Consider the following 14673-nt stretch of genomic DNA (forward strand, 5'->3'; position numbering starts at 1 on the left):
GCTAAGCGCCTTCAACAACCTGCACGGTCTCACGCGCGATGACCCGCTCTTCATTGGTCGGGATCAGCAGGATTCTCACGTTGGAGCCGTCTTTGCTGATGTCCGCCGGGCCCTTGAGCTTGTCGTTCTTGTCGGAATCCATCTCGATACCAAAGAAATCCATGCCGTCGCAAACTCTGGCGCGAATGGTCTTGCTGTTTTCTCCGATCCCGCCTGTAAAGACAATTGCGTCAAGTCCGCCCATAGCCGCAATGTAAGCGCCGATATATTTGCGGATCCGGTAGCAGAAGATATCAAGCGCCAGCTTAGCGCGTTTGTTGCCTTCATCCGCTGCATTCTCTACATCGCGCATATCGCCGGATACGCCGGATACACCCAGCAGGCCGCTCTTCTTGTTTATCAGATCATCCAGGTCTTCAGGTGTGGCGCTTAGTTTCTTGCCCAAATATGTCAGTATTGCCGGATCGATATCCCCGCATCGTGTGCCCATCATAAGTCCCTCTGCCGGTGTCACACCCATCGAGGTATCCATTACTTTTCCGCCCACTACGGCAGCCATACTCGATCCATTACCCAAGTGACAAGTAATTATACGCGATTTATCCGGGTCGATGTTCATCGACTTGAGCATCTTCAGAGCCTGGCCGGTGACATATCTGTGGGAGGTGCCGTGGAAACCATAGCGCCTGATCCCGTAATCCTGATAATACTTATATGGCAAGGCATATGTATAAGCGTAATCGGGCATGGTGGCATGAAAAGCCGTATCAAAGACCGCCACCTGAGGCACACCGGGCATCAGCTTCATACATGCTCGAATGCCTTTGGCGTTGGCCGGATTGTGCAGAGGACCGAGGTCACTGAGCTTCTCGATCTCCAGCACGACTTCTTCATTCACCAATGTCGGCTGAACGAACCGCTCGCCGCCATGGAGCACTCTGTGGCCGACTGCGGATATCTCGTCCATGCTCTTTACCGCACCGACTTTGGGGTCCTTGAGCAGGCTGAATACATGGTCTATCGCATCGGCATGATCGGCCATATCCACATCCACTTCAGCCTTGCCATTGGCGACGCACTCGTGTTTGACTCTGCCTCCGCCGCCTGCCGCTCCAATGCGCTCGGCTAAGCCCTTTGCCAGAACCTCTTCACTCTCTGAATCGATCAACTGATATTTTAGTGAGCTTGACCCACTGTTTAATATTAAGATTTTCATCAATACACCAGTTCTAAAAATTCTGAATTACTGTATGGCTTGCACTGCTGTTATGGCAGCTACATTTACTATATCCTCCGCGTTGCATCCGCGGGAAAGATCATTTACAGGCTTTCTGAGACCCTGCAGAACGGGTCCGTAAGCCTCGGCCTTGGCAAGTCTCTCGGTCATCTTATAGCAGATATTGCCGGTGTTGAGGTCAGGGAAGATAAGCACGTTCGCCTTACCCGCCACAGGACTGCCCGGAGCCTTCTTTTGGCCGATCCAGTCGACCAGAGCAGAGTCTGCCTGAAGCTCGCCGTCCAGCATGAGGTCAGGCATTCTCTCTTTTGCAATCTTCGTCGCTTCGACTACTTTGTCTACCAGTGGGTCGGATGCACTTCCTTTGGTGGAGAATGAGAGCATAGCCACCCGAGGCTCATAGCCAAGCAGGTTCTTCATCGTCTTCGCGCTCTGCAGCGCAATCTCTGCAAGCTCATCTGCCGCTGGGTTAATCACAAGCCCACAGTCAGAGAAAATAAAAGTTCCATCCTCACCATATTCGCAGTCCGGCACGATCATGACAAAGAAACTCGACACCAGCTTGCAGTCCGGTGCGGTGCGCAGAATCTGCAGAGCGGGTCTGACTGTGTCGGCTGTCGAGTGAGTGGCGCCGGAGACCTGTCCGTCGGCCTGGTTATCGGCGACCATCATGCAACCGAAGTGCAATGGGTCGGCGATCATTGTGCGAGCTTTATCTTCGGTCATACCCTTGTGCTTGCGCATTTCATAGAACTGCTTTGCGTATTCGTCGAACTTGGGTGACTTGACCGGATCGATCACTTTGCATCCAGAAATATTAGCCCCCGACTTTTCGACTGCGGATACGATCTTGTCCTCAGGATTGACCAGGATAACCTCGGCCAAGCCCTGCTCCACTATCTTTTGAGCGGCAGTGACTGTCCTGACATCTTCAGCTTCCGGCAGCACAATTCTTTTCTTGGCAGTCTTTGCTCTGGCATAGACTGTTTCCATTACATTTGGCATTGTTTTCAACTCCACTGTACAGCGCCAAACGTCATAAGGTCACAACGCCACAGAATTCTATTTTCTCGATATGTGGCGCACTGACATTATGACGTTCAGACGTAAGACATTTCGACTTATCTTCTGATTCCGCGTCCGACGGGAATGATCGGTTCCGAAGTCTGCACGGCGCTGATGCGCACATCCAGCTTCTCGCGGCCTTTCTGAATTGTACCCATAACTTTGGCCAAATGATTCTCAATGGCCGAAAGAACATCACGCGCATATTCGTCGGACCCACGCCTGATCTCCCTTGCTGCATTCTCGGCACTGGCCATAATTTCCTGAGCCTGGGCTTTGGCCATACGGTTTATCTCGCTGGTGTCGACCAGCTTGGAAGCCATCTGTCGTGCCTCCTCCATAACCCGGTTTGACTCTTCTATGGCCTGCTCTTTAATCATTTCGGCTTCTTCTTTGGCTGCAAGCACGATCTTGTCGCTGTCATTGGCGACCCGGCTGGCTCTGCGCACTTCATCGGGCAGCGATGCTCTGATCTTGTTGATCAGCATATGAAACTCTTCCAGATCCAACCCCCATGCCTTGCCGAAGAAAGATGTGCTGCTTTCAGCCAGATCTTCCAGGTCATCAAGTAATCTTAATATGTCTCCCTGATTGCCTCCCCCGTTCAGAAAAGGTCTGCGCACAACCATCTGTTCTTGATCTATCATCTTCTAAGCCTCCTGCCCTCTCTGATGCAGTCTTTCAAGTACTCTCGCTTCAATGACTTTCGGCACCATCCCCTGTATCGGGGCACCGAGTTCCACAACTTCCTTGACCAAACTGGAACTTAAAAACAGGTGCTCAGGGCTTGTCATCATAAAAAGTGTTTCAACCTGATCATTCAGGCTCTTGTTCATTAGCGCCTGCTGGAACTCGGCCTCGAAGTCCGATATGGCCCTGAGTCCCTTTATGACAGCCCTTGCGCCCTGGCTTACTACATAGTCTACCGTAAGTCCATGGAAATAGTCTACATTAACATTGGCTAAGTGTCCACATGCTTCGCGTAAAAATTGCATTCTTTCAGGCACATCGAAGAGTGGAATTTTTTTCGGGTTGACGGCAACAGCCACCACGAGTTCATCAAAAATACTCGCCGCACGCTCTATTATGTCCAGATGACCGCTGGTCACCGGGTCGAAACTTCCAGGATAAACTGCTTTCATTTTATAGTTATTATTGATTATTTTCTATTTGATTTCGGGCTTTGCTATAAATCTGACAATCTACATTTTTTGCGAAAAAGCATGACTATCATAACAATGCCCAATATACCAGCAACGTGGCCGATTATCTCTGCCGGCCAGGCAACCTTAGTCAACAATTCCAGCGCCTGAGTTAAGCATAGAAGTGCCCATGCAAAATACACCAACTTCATAAACTTGCTCTTCACATACAGCGCACCAATAAGCGCAAATACGGCAATGATGGAATGCATTCCAAAGATCGTTTTTTACGAACGTTCCGTAAATCACTACTGATGAAACCAGAAGCGCTAGTAAGATCAAGGCTATTCTTCGTATCATAACCCAATCCTCCCATAGTGTCGCAGGTGACGTCTAGTAAGCTGTCTTTTCCGTCTTACCCTTGGCATGCTCAGAGTCTTGAGCTTTCAGTTTTTTTGCCAAGTCATCGGGTTTGAAGTCGGCGTTGTCCAGTTCTCTCTGGATGGCCCGCGCAAACTTATCAACCAGACTGCTATCGTTTGTGACCCCAAAACTTGTGGAAGCATCGCGCCCGTCTTTGGGTGTCGTGTTCTCAGACGAAGTAGTAAATCCAGTTTTCTCGTTCGTCTTTATAACGACCCAGGTCAATCCTTTTTGCTTAGCCATGCTGTCTCCCACATAGACATTCAAGTCTTTAGGGTTAACGCTGATCACAGCGCTCCAACGCATGGTGTTCTTTTCTATATTACTGCCCTGCCATTTTGATTCGACGTGCTCACCCCTAACTACAATTGTCCGGGACTGTACATCAATAGACTGCGGCTCATGGCCGGTAAAATCTTTTACTGCTCGCAGGGTAGCTCTCCATGTGGACTCCTGGTCCGCGCGAAAACTTCTGACGGCTGTCGTTTTAGACGAATTGCACCCAACGACAAAGATAATTGCTAATAGCAGTAATACCAATAAGCTCTTTTTCATTGAACTCCTCCAATAAAGCACCGGCGATTTTCGCATTCTTCGATGGAACTCAGGGCAAACACGTGCACTATCTGAGCTTTCAGCTTTCCACTCTCGGCTAACTAACCACTGCCAACTGCAGTTCGTCATACTTCTTAACCAGGTCTCTTCGCAGAGCCTTGAAAGCAGGATGCCCCAAATCCGGGTCTTTGTCAATAAGGTCGAACGCTTCTTTTCTGGCAAGCTCTAAAATCGGTATATCGCGAAAGATGTCGGCTATCTTAAGGCCGGCCATGCCGGACTGCCGGGTGCCGTAGAACTCGCCCGGACCACGCAGCTTGAGGTCTTCCTCGGCTATGGTAAAACCGTCGCTTGTGGATGACATCACCTGCATACGCTTGATCGAGTCAGGTGAATTGCCCTCACAGATCAGTACACAAAAACTCTGCTCATCACCGCGTCCGACTCGTCCCCTGAGCTGATGAAGTTGGGCAAGGCCGAATCTGTCGGCGTCTTCAATTACCATGCACGTCGCATTCGGCACGTCTACCCCGACCTCAATTACAGTCGTAGAGACAAGTATCTGGATATCACCCGCCCGAAAAGCCTTCATAACCGCGTCTTTCTCATCGGTCTTCATCTGGCCATGCAGCAGCCCGATCCTGTAGTCTGGGAACATCTCTGTCTGCAAAAATTCGGCAAGCTCACTTGCTGCACGTGCCTGGAGCTTGTCGCTCTCTTCGATGAGCGGGCAGACCACATATGCCTGCCTGCCTTGGTCGATCAGGGTCCGAAGCGCTTGGTATACCTTTTTGCGCTCACCGACCTGTTTCCAGTGAGTGCGGATTGCCTTACGGCCGGGCGGCAGTTCGTCTATTATCGAGACGTCCAGGTCGCCGTATATAGTCAATGTCAATGTGCGAGGGATGGGGGTCGCGGTCATCACCAGAATGTCCGGGCTTAGGCCCTTCTCCATCAGCGCCGCGCGCTGCAGGACCCCGAACCGGTGCTGTTCGTCCACGATCACCAGTCCCAATTTATGAAACTCAACGCCCTCTTGAATGAGGGCATGAGTGCCTATCGCAATCTTTGTCTGGCCGGATGCGATCCGCTCAATTACCTGCCGGCGCTGTCTGCTTTTCAGGCTCCCCTTGAGCAGATCGACTGATATCTCCAGCACACCCAGGTTCTCGAGCATACGGGTGATGCCCAGATAGTGCTGCTCGGCCAGAATCTCAGTCGGAGCCATAAGCACAGCCTGATAGCCATTTCGCACGGCCATCAGCATTGCCGCCAGAGCAACTGCGGTCTTGCCGGAACCAACATCGCCCTGAAGAAGCCGGTTCATACAAGCCGGCTTGGCCATATCCGCAGATATCTCTTTTATAACACGCTTTTGAGCTTTTGTAAGCTCGAACGGCAGAATTAATTTCAGTTCCTGCTTAAAGTTTTCGGGCATCTTGAATCGAATGCCATGCCCGGGCATCTCCATTCCACGCTTCCTGATTGCAAGCGCGAGTTGAAGCAAAAACAGCTCTTCAAAAACCAGCCTTTTTCTGGCAGCATCCAGAGCCGCCATGCTCTCCGGGAAATGGATATTGCACAGCGCCTCACTTATATCCATCAGGTCCAGACGGTCCCGCACATCCTCCGGCAGAACCTCCGGCACCAGCGGCGCATATATATCCACAGCACTCTTGATCGCCTTGCGGACCTGGCTCTGAAACAACCCCTCCGTCAGCGGATATACCGGCACAACCCGTCCGCTCGAAAGAGGGTCAGCACCCTCGCTGTATGGTTCCCACTCGGGGGTTGCTATCTCAAAGCCCCATCGGCCGTCCGCCACAGTGCCGTAAGCGACGATCTGTCTGCCCTTGAGCTTTAGAAACTGGTCCTTGCGATACTTTTGGTTAAACCATGTGAGCGCGATCACACCCGTGCCGTCATCGACTGCAACCTTCGTGAGCACCAATGACCCGCGTGTCCTTACATTATCCGCAGCAAGAACAGTGCCGCGTATTGTCGCTGACTCGCCATGGCGCAAACTTGCAACCCGCGCAAAGTGCGTTCGGTCTTCATGACGCCGCGGGAAGTGATAGATCAGGTCCCGTACAGTAAAAATGTCCAGCTTCCCTAATATGCCGGCCAAGCGGGGCCCCACGCCTTTAGCGAACTGGACATCCATATCCAGAGACCGTGCCGTGGACAAAGAGCTGGACTGCGTGCGTGCTTGCGTTGCCATCTGGGCTCCAATTCAACTTCATAATTATATCGACGCAAAGCCGTCACTGTCAAGATCACATATCGGCTCAAGGCCGGCTGAACAGCCCTCTATGCAGCGTCATTTTCAGATAGTTAACCTTTTGTTTACCACAGGCGATGTCTGATTCTAAATTGCAATCAGAGGCGTGATCCAGACTATGCCTCGAGAAGGAGGTGGGTGAATTGATTAACAGCCTATCACCCGCCCCTGGAGCAGGGCGCCGGTAGTGGCTACCCGGAAAATTGCTCTTAACCCGGATTATGCGCTTCACGCATAATCCGGGGGACTGAGAGCATTATTTACGCTCCTCGTGAATAATGCGGATTGAGTCCGCCATAGCCTTACGACCACGGCGGATATAAAAAATTACAAAAAATTTCCGCTGCATCTTTAGCAAACCTGCTATAATGTGCGATAATGATAGTGGTGGTAGGCAATCTACCGCCATTTGAGGATAACTAACTATGAACTATTTAATCTACCGAAAGGAGGCACAACCAATGATGCGCATGTTTACTCACTATATGTATAACATGTCGCACTGCCCGATTGTCGTCGGCAGTACGAATTTACGGCCTCGTTTCGGCAGCAAGTGGAAGTTCTAAGAAGGTATTTCTTCGGGCATCGTCCGAAGAAATAAATCCCCTCCTAGAGTCTCTTCCAAACGCTGCCGGGCGACGGCACTAACGTTGTACCTGTAATTTCCCTGTTCTTGTTTTAAGTTTGGAGGAGACACCCCAAGATGAACGCCTGTATATCACGGGCACGCGAGGGTGACCAGTCAGCAAAAAGAAAGCTGGTTGAAGCCCTGCGCCCTAGAATAGCAAAAATGGCTGCATATTATGGTCGCATCTGTTCAGAAGACCCTGATGATCTGCTGCAGGAGGCATGGCTGGGTCTGTTGGAAGCCCTTCCTGAGATCGACCTTAGGATTGGAACTCCTGAGCAGTATCTGATCGCCCGCGCAAGATGGAAGCTGTTGGACGCGGTGAAGCGCGCCAAGGTGCGCAGATGTTCTCAGCTTGATGACGCGCCGCTGGAATCCTTAGCCTCGGAAAGTGATACGGCGATGTCATCTGCTTGCGTTGCTGAGTTTGTTGGAGATCTGAAGCCGACCCAGCGCGAAGTGCTCGATTGCTTGCTCGCAGGGCTGACATGGCGCGAAGCGGGTGAGAAGCTGGGATGCGCGTCGGCCAACATTGCCTATCACGTGCGGCAGATCAGGCGGCGCTATGAGGAGTGGTCTGAGAAACCGGTATGCATGATATAGTGAATGTCTTCCATATTAGGTTAGTACAAAAGCATCCCCGCTGCTTTGAGTGGGGATGCTTGAAAAGATTGGAATATATGAACTAATGACCATTACTTTCTATACTCTGCGGTCTCCTGCCACCGTCCCATAGCTCTTGCAGTGAGGTCTACATATAGATAACCATACTCCTCGGCAGGCTCAATCTGATTTGCGAACTGCCAATCGTTCCAAGTCGAGACCATGACGATATCAGAGTTAGTCTGCTTGGCATGATCGAGCTGTTTCAGATAATACTGGCCATCCTCTCTCTCCTCACGGGCAGAATGCTGGCGGATATCTTCCAGGGTTCTGCCCGCCTCTTTGCGAACATACTTTGAAAGATAGGCGTCCTCGAGGTAGGAGTCATAGCCCGGTGATGCGCACATAAAGTCTTTGCGCGCAGTCTGTGGGAAAGGCTGTATATAGCTCCAGTCATCTGTATAGAACGGGCGGATGCGCCTTAACTCGAAGTAATCAGTATACTTTCGGTTCTTCTCGATCTCTGCCATCCCAGGAGCATCGCCGTTCAAATAACAGACCACTAGCGGCTTGCCGTGATATCGATAGTAATATGAATTCTCGCACATATGCTCGCGCATATAGTCCAGAGCAAACTCCAGTTCATCCAGAGTCGGGTCGGAGACATAGTGTTCCAGGTATATGAAAAGCTGCAGTTGGCGCGACTCATTTTCCTGATGGGCGAGCATTTCCAGCAGCATCGCAAGCGCACGGTCTTTTGCATAGTCCTTGGGGGTCCACTGCGTCACGGGAAATACGTCGTATACAATGGCGTCGATCCCTGCTCTGCGGATATCATGCAGATGTCTTGTGAGCACTTGGGCATCATCGCTTTTATAGTAACCATACAGTGGATGATGCTCGCCATTAAACTCACGCACATTGTTCCAGTCTCGCGGGTCCAACTGATAATGCCCTGAATACCATAAAGCCAGTGTGCCGTTATAACGCGGTGTGTTTTCAGGGATTGACTCTATTAAATCCGTGTTATCCATCTAAATTGTCTTTTTCCTTTCCATTCGGCTCTGATTGTTTTGTTCGGCGGCTTTTTGTAATATCACGAAATATCTCATAACACCTGGCCGCGGTCCCGACGATATTTGCTGCATTCGCAATCTGAGGGCTGACGGCATCCTCCACTTTTTTTGTGACGCCGGTGACGCTGCCGCTCACCTGATCGACTGTGGACTCCGCTTTGTTCATGATCGAGCCGACCGTGGAGTTGACCTGGCCGGTAACGCTGCCTACAGTATCGTCCACTCTGGCCACTATCGAGTCAATCTTTGAAGTGACCTCACCTGTCGTGCTTTGGACACTGGCCATGATGGAATCGACTTTCGCGCTGACCTCATCGACCGTTTCCCTGACCTGTTCGGAAACAGCCTTTGCCTGGTTGATGATAGGCTGCACCTTGGCCATGGCTTCGTCGACCTTACGGTTAATGGCGTTTCTTATCAAGATAATGCCTACAACCAGCGCTGCTGCAGTCAGCAGCACCAATGCAGTAGTGATAATCTGGCAAATTGCTATTGCAACGAGAGTCCATTCGGGCATTGTCGTTCCCTCCTTCAGAATAGCTGAGAGCTTCAGACCATTCAGCGCTCAGTTGTGCATTATATGGCTGCAGGCATTCTTCCTGCATAGGAGTTGCATTCTATTGGCTCTGAGCACGGATCCATTCATCCCATGAAGTCGATTGAGCCAAGTCCAGCATATTATATCTGACATCATATCTCGGAGCGGCAGGCATATATATTGCAAGGCCGTGCGCATTTGGAGTGTCCGAATTATGAGCTTCCGCAACCACCGCATCGCTAACTGCCTGTTTCAACTCATCATATGCATCATCAGCAGATGTACCGACAATCATGGCACATCTGTTGGCATAATCCAGCAGGTCCAGACTGTCACGGTCGCTGCCGCCGTTGCACAAAGAATAGTTCAGCGCGTTATCACGAGCAGCGGCAAGCAGGTATGCATATGACGGCTGCTGTGACCTTAATATATCCGCAAAGCTGCTTGCAGCTTCAGCCACAGATGAAATTCGGCTCAGATCCAGCGCCGACTGGATTATTCCCTGATTGGGAGAAGGATAAGCCTTGGCATACTCTTCCACAATAATATTGCAGAGGCCAAACGGCGATGTTGAAGCTCCCATCCTGCTCACTACTGCCGAGTAATTATATCCCGGAGAAGGCTCGGGCGCGGGTGAGCCGACCATATATGCCGCCGAGCTTCTGAGTTCATACGCTACTTCGAGCTGCTGCATCAGACATGCATCAAATGCTATTACGTCGATATCCGCATCGGCCAGAGCAAGCGGAATATCGGTCACGTTCATCCCGCTGGAGTTTGTTTCGTCCGAAACAACATACTTGTATTGAGAAATCGCACTATTAAGACGGATTGTCCAGCCGGAGCCATGGTCCCATATGATGAGGCAATAGTGATCGGCTGGAAACTTGCTCGTGCCCCAATCCACAAAATCTTTGAGCGTATGCCAGTCTGCCATATCGAGTTCGCCCAAAGAGTCGTCAAGCCGCACCGATGCCATCTTTGAGGTATTTGTATCTCTGGTAATCAGATAACGACGGGTATCGGTCCAGTCATCGTTTGTGGAGTCGTAGCCCGGCGCCCGGTCCATTTGGACTATTACACGCACATTCTTTGTCGAACCGACCATTTCCATCTGGTTGAAGTTGTTTATCCCGGCACTTTCCAGATCGTTGTCCGCATCGAGATATACCAGAACAGTCCATGTGCCGTGCTGCTCGGCTTCCTGTTCAGTATAGATGAGGTCTTCAGTTGTGGCTGACGAACTTGCTGAGCCTCCTCCACCACCGCAGCCGCAGAGGATGGCAGCAAGGAAGGAAAGCGTTAGTATTAATTGGCAGTAGCGACTTATTGTATGCATACTAACAAAGATTATGGCAGATTATACGGCGATTGCAAACTATTTCTTGCTCCCTATTCTCCATATTCTCTTGTTGGGAAGTAATAGTGCTCGCAAGCATGCATATCGGTGGCAATACTATGGGCAGTTGCACCCTCTCTCGGCATTTATCTGATCTCATATTGCTGGATATCTACAAAGTCATGTGTTATCATTACATCGATGCTATTGCATTTATCAACCAACTGGCGCAATATAGCATTAGCATTCGACTGGACAGCACCTCTTTGCCGAGGTAATGGATAAGGGTGAGTATGAGAATCAATAAGGCATTACTGACGTTTCTTAAGGGATTGCTGCCGTTTATCGGTTTGGCTCTCCTCGTTGCTTTTGGTATTTATCTATCAGCCACTGCAAAGCCGTCTTCAAGTAAAGTAAAAAATATACGCTGGGTGGTAGATCCGCATCCGATAAGACCGACTACCATTGCATTATTTGAGAAAAATAACCCTGGCATTCATGTCATAAACGACCCGGATGCTGCATCTCAAAGACTGCTTACTCAACTTGCCGGAAATGTTCCCCCTGATATAATGACCATCTATTCCCTCGATCAGCTCAATAAATTCGCAAAAACCGGACTTTTGCTTGATCTTACACCATATGTCAAAAAGTATAAGATTCCCGTTGATGAACTCTGGCCTCAGTTGAAATCCTATGTCTACTACAAAGGCAAGGTCGTTGGAATACCTGAAAACGGCGGAAACATGTATATGTTTTATAATAAGAAACTCTTCAGGCAAGCAGGAGTGCCATATCCTAAAGAGGGCTGGACCTGGGACGACTATATTGATGCGGCAAAAAAACTTACCGTGTACAAAGTTGTAAACGGCAGAAAAATGCCGGTTCAAAAGGGTTTGTATGTAGACAACATACCATGCATCTTTATCTGGAAATATGGAGGCAGCTTCTTTAGCCCTGACGGCAAGAAATGCTTGATGGACTCGAAAGAATGTAAGGAAGGCATTCGTTATTGGTATGATCTGAGGATGAAATACCATGTGCTTCCAACCGGCGAGGAAACGAGTAGTATGGCCTCGATGGGTGGCTATGGCGGCGCATTTCTGCTTTTTGCTCAGAGCAAAGCCGCAATGGTTATCACCGGCAGATATATGGTGCCTCAATTCCGTGTACAAAAAGGTTTGGAGTGGGACGTGGCGCCTTATCCTCGAGGAAAGTATACAGCTGCGCCATTTCTCAGCAAGTGCTATGCGATTCCGAAAGCATGCAAAAATAAAGAGACCGCAATCAAGTTTCTCTGCAACATTTTGAGCAGGGAAAATCAGAAGTTGATATCTGATTTTGCCGACGGCCTTCCGTCCCGCAACTCACCTGAAGTAATAAAAGACTATCTATATAACCCGGAATACCCCAACGAAACCAAGAACCAACTGTTTATTGACGAGCTTAAATTCGGCCGCGATATCGAGTGGTCACCATATATTTCCGGCGCAGACCAGGCTGCTATTACCAATATTGAACTGGACAAGATGTGGCTTGAGGGACAGTCACCGGATGACGCCTGTAACAATATAGCTAGGAAAATAAACGAAGTGATTCGCCGCAACCTGGCAAACCCCAATTTCCTGAAATGAGAGGCTCTGCAGTGTCAAAGACTAATATACAAAAGAAAAGCTCCAAGAGAGACTTATCAAGTAATGCTTTTCGCGAAACCATGGCAGCATATGGTTTCTTGTTGCCGAACTTTCTGGGCTTTGCAATCTTCACTGCGATCCCGGTTGTTGTGTCGCTGTTTATGGCATTCACCTATTGGAACATCTTCTCCAAGCCTATATGGATTGGGCTGGACAACTTCAGGAGTCTCTTGTGGTTCCGACATGACGGCGGTCATCTGGTTCCAAATGATCCGTTTTTCTGGCAATATCTCTATAACACCGTTTTCTTGATGATGGGAATCCCGCTTGGTATGGCCGGCAGCCTAATCCTCGCCTTGATGCTGAACCAGAAGATCAAGGGAGTGGTGTTCTTCAGGACTGTATATTTCCTGCCATCCGTATCCGCAGGTGTGGCGCTGCTGATCCTGTGGAAGTATATCTTCAACTCAGAAGTGGGACTGTTGAACCAGTGTATAAGATCCGCCGGCGCAGTTATTTATGCGAGCAAACCGCTCGCCATGCTCTTTACCATATTCTGCGCGGCTGTCTTCGGCTTAATTATAATCGGTATTATTGCTTCAGTGCTTTCTTTTCTGTCGTGGATATGCGAGAAGCTAAAATTCTACTGGCCTGAGTGGCTTTACCGCATCCTTGTCATACTATCAAGCGCAGCAGTTTATATTATAATTGCCGCATATGGCAGAAGTTTCTTTGTAACAATGAGTAACTTCATGGGTGATCCTCCCAACTGGCTTGGAATGGTCAGCTGGGCCAAACCCTCACTTATGTTTATGGGCTTTTGGGGAAGCATCGGCGGCTTTAATGCAATTCTATATTTGGCGGCACTGCAGGGTGTCCCTAGATCTATGTATGAAGCAGCAGAAATTGACGGCGCAAGCGGCTGGAAGAAATTCTGGTCGGTGACATGGCCTATGATAAGCCCGACCACATTTTATATTATGATAATGGGTGTTATCGCGGGAATGCAGAGTGGATTTATGCAGGCCAAGATTATGACCGGCGGCGGACCTGTCGGCAGCACGACAACACTTGAGTACTATCTTTACAAAACCGCTTTTGAAAACTTCAATATGGGATATGCTTCGGCTATATCCTGGTTTATATTTATTGTGGTGTTGATGTTGACTTTGATTACCTGGAAATTAGGTGGACAGTTGGTGAGTTATGAATAAGCTGGGGTTGGGAACGAAAATATTTCTCTACGTCATACTGACTTTGGGTGCAATTTCTATGGTCATCCCGTTCTTGTGGATGTTGAGCACTTCGATCAAGCAGCCGGGTGAAGTTTTCTCCACGACCGGCGGAATCAAGTGGATCCCGGAACATTTCTTCTGGCATGACACTATGGTAGACGGAAAGCTGGTTAGAGCCTGGTGGGGAAATTATCCGGATGCCTGGAATGCCGTCAATTTGCCCAGACTTTATCTCAACAGTATATATGTCGCAGTTTGTGTGACGCTTGGACAGGTCTCAACCAGTATTATGGCTGCTTTCTCATTTGCACGGCTTCGCTTCCCGGGCAGAGACAGACTCTTCCTTGCATATCTGGCGACTATGATGATCCCCGGATCGGTGACTATGATCCCGGTCTTTGTTATATTCAAACATCTCGGGCTTATCAATACCTACTCAGCATTGATTATTCCGGGTATGTTCAGCGCAGGCGGAACATTTATGCTCAGGCAGTTCTTCATGAGCCTGCCCGGTGAACTTGAAGATGCGGCTAAGATAGACGGCTGCGGATATATCGGCATTCTTCGCAATGTTGTTATCCCGCTATCAAAGCCCGCTATCGCCACTATTACTACCTTTACATTTATGGGGTCATGGGGCGGTTTCATGTGGCCGTTGGTTGTCACGATATCAGAACAACTCCGTACCATCCCAATCGGCTTGAACTATTTCGTCGGCGTAAATTTCACGAACTACACCCAGATGATGGCCGTGTCGATGATGGCGGTCATACCCGTGATCCTGTTGTTTATATTCAACCAGAGATATTTTGTCGAGGGCATCAAGATGTCCGGCTTTGGCGGCAGGTAGGTCGACAAAGGCCGTTAATTTTATAATGCCGGGCGTTTAGCAATTTAAGCGCCCGGCATTAAATTGT

At 49.5% G+C, this 14673-nt stretch carries 13 protein-coding genes; 4 read left to right on the forward strand and 9 right to left on the reverse strand.

The annotated features are described in order from the left end of the window. Position 1 precedes the first annotated feature (1 nt). The 6 genes from LLG46_00330 to recG all read right to left on the reverse strand — a co-directional run bounded on the left by LLG46_00330 (position 2) and on the right by recG (position 6643). On the reverse strand, positions 2–1216 hold the full coding sequence (locus LLG46_00330; GenBank protein MCE5321741.1) for an acetate kinase: 1215 nt from the start codon (positions 1214–1216) through the stop codon (positions 2–4). Between the two features lie 27 nt (positions 1217–1243). After that, a complete protein-coding gene (pta, locus tag LLG46_00335; GenBank protein MCE5321742.1) occupies positions 1244–2242 on the reverse strand; it encodes a phosphate acetyltransferase in 999 nt (332 codons plus the stop codon). A 116-nt stretch (positions 2243–2358) separates the two neighbouring features. Further along, the gene (locus tag LLG46_00340; GenBank protein MCE5321743.1) at positions 2359–2949 is read right to left on the reverse strand and encodes a hypothetical protein; all 591 of its coding nucleotides are present in this window, start codon (positions 2947–2949) and stop codon (positions 2359–2361) included. Positions 2950–2952: 3 nt separating this feature from the next. Continuing rightward, positions 2953–3444, reverse strand: coding sequence for a pantetheine-phosphate adenylyltransferase (gene coaD / locus LLG46_00345; protein MCE5321744.1), 492 nt, complete (start codon positions 3442–3444; stop codon positions 2953–2955). A gap of 393 nt (positions 3445–3837) precedes the next feature. Beyond that, positions 3838–4422, reverse strand: a complete 585-nt coding sequence (locus LLG46_00350; GenBank protein ID MCE5321745.1) for a hypothetical protein — start codon at positions 4420–4422, stop codon at positions 3838–3840. A 97-nt stretch (positions 4423–4519) separates the two neighbouring features. Further along, positions 4520–6643: an ATP-dependent DNA helicase RecG gene (recG, locus tag LLG46_00355; protein MCE5321746.1), complete on the reverse strand. Its 2124-nt coding sequence runs from the start codon at positions 6641–6643 to the stop codon at positions 4520–4522. A 763-nt stretch (positions 6644–7406) separates the two neighbouring features. Between recG and LLG46_00360 the strand changes: the two genes are divergently transcribed. Next, positions 7407–7934, forward strand: coding sequence for a sigma-70 family RNA polymerase sigma factor (locus LLG46_00360; protein MCE5321747.1), 528 nt, complete (start codon positions 7407–7409; stop codon positions 7932–7934). A 92-nt stretch (positions 7935–8026) separates the two neighbouring features. Here the strand turns inward: LLG46_00360 and LLG46_00365 are convergent, their stop codons facing one another. The 3 genes from LLG46_00365 to LLG46_00375 form a co-directional block, all read right to left on the reverse strand. After that, positions 8027–8968, reverse strand: coding sequence for a hypothetical protein (locus LLG46_00365; protein ID MCE5321748.1), 942 nt, complete (start codon positions 8966–8968; stop codon positions 8027–8029). Then, positions 8961–9527, reverse strand: coding sequence for a hypothetical protein (locus tag LLG46_00370; GenBank protein ID MCE5321749.1), 567 nt, complete (start codon positions 9525–9527; stop codon positions 8961–8963). The genes LLG46_00365 and LLG46_00370 overlap by 8 nt, the downstream gene beginning before the upstream one ends. A gap of 100 nt (positions 9528–9627) precedes the next feature. Continuing rightward, positions 9628–10887, reverse strand: coding sequence for a clostripain-related cysteine peptidase (locus LLG46_00375; GenBank protein MCE5321750.1), 1260 nt, complete (start codon positions 10885–10887; stop codon positions 9628–9630). Positions 10888–11180: 293 nt separating this feature from the next. On the opposite strand from LLG46_00375, the gene LLG46_00380 reads away from it, so the two are divergent. The 3 genes from LLG46_00380 to LLG46_00390 are packed head-to-tail and all read left to right on the forward strand — an operon-like array spanning position 11181 to position 14606. Further along, positions 11181–12521 (forward strand): sugar ABC transporter substrate-binding protein, encoded by a 1341-nt coding sequence (locus LLG46_00380; protein ID MCE5321751.1) that lies wholly within the window; start codon positions 11181–11183, stop codon positions 12519–12521. An 11-nt stretch (positions 12522–12532) separates the two neighbouring features. After that, on the forward strand, positions 12533–13735 hold the full coding sequence (locus LLG46_00385; protein MCE5321752.1) for a sugar ABC transporter permease: 1203 nt from the start codon (positions 12533–12535) through the stop codon (positions 13733–13735). Then, positions 13728–14606 (forward strand): carbohydrate ABC transporter permease, encoded by an 879-nt coding sequence (locus LLG46_00390; GenBank protein ID MCE5321753.1) that lies wholly within the window; start codon positions 13728–13730, stop codon positions 14604–14606. The genes LLG46_00385 and LLG46_00390 overlap by 8 nt, the downstream gene beginning before the upstream one ends. Positions 14607–14673 lie beyond the last annotated feature (67 nt).

This window comes from bacterium (assembly GCA_021371935.1).
Classification (GTDB): domain Bacteria; phylum Armatimonadota; class UBA5829; order UBA5829; family UBA5829; genus UBA5829.

Bases quoted from the DNA above. Each gene is read 5' to 3' on its own strand.
- LLG46_00370 (MCE5321749.1), bottom strand. From the start codon at position 9,527: ATGCCCGAATGGACTCTCGTTGCAATAGCAATTTGCCAGATTATCACT.
- pta (MCE5321742.1), bottom strand. From the start codon at position 2,242: ATGCCAAATGTAATGGAAACAGTCTATGCCAGAGCAAAGACTGCCAAG.
- recG (MCE5321746.1), bottom strand. From the start codon at position 6,643: ATGGCAACGCAAGCACGCACGCAGTCCAGCTCTTTGTCCACGGCACGG.
- LLG46_00350 (MCE5321745.1), bottom strand. From the start codon at position 4,422: ATGAAAAAGAGCTTATTGGTATTACTGCTATTAGCAATTATCTTTGTC.
- LLG46_00380 (MCE5321751.1), top strand. From the start codon at position 11,181: ATGAGAATCAATAAGGCATTACTGACGTTTCTTAAGGGATTGCTGCCG.
- LLG46_00360 (MCE5321747.1), top strand. From the start codon at position 7,407: ATGAACGCCTGTATATCACGGGCACGCGAGGGTGACCAGTCAGCAAAA.
- LLG46_00340 (MCE5321743.1), bottom strand. From the start codon at position 2,949: ATGATAGATCAAGAACAGATGGTTGTGCGCAGACCTTTTCTGAACGGG.
- LLG46_00330 (MCE5321741.1), bottom strand. From the start codon at position 1,216: ATGAAAATCTTAATATTAAACAGTGGGTCAAGCTCACTAAAATATCAG.
- LLG46_00390 (MCE5321753.1), top strand. From the start codon at position 13,728: ATGAATAAGCTGGGGTTGGGAACGAAAATATTTCTCTACGTCATACTG.
- LLG46_00375 (MCE5321750.1), bottom strand. From the start codon at position 10,887: ATGCATACAATAAGTCGCTACTGCCAATTAATACTAACGCTTTCCTTC.
- coaD (MCE5321744.1), bottom strand. From the start codon at position 3,444: ATGAAAGCAGTTTATCCTGGAAGTTTCGACCCGGTGACCAGCGGTCAT.
- LLG46_00365 (MCE5321748.1), bottom strand. From the start codon at position 8,968: ATGGATAACACGGATTTAATAGAGTCAATCCCTGAAAACACACCGCGT.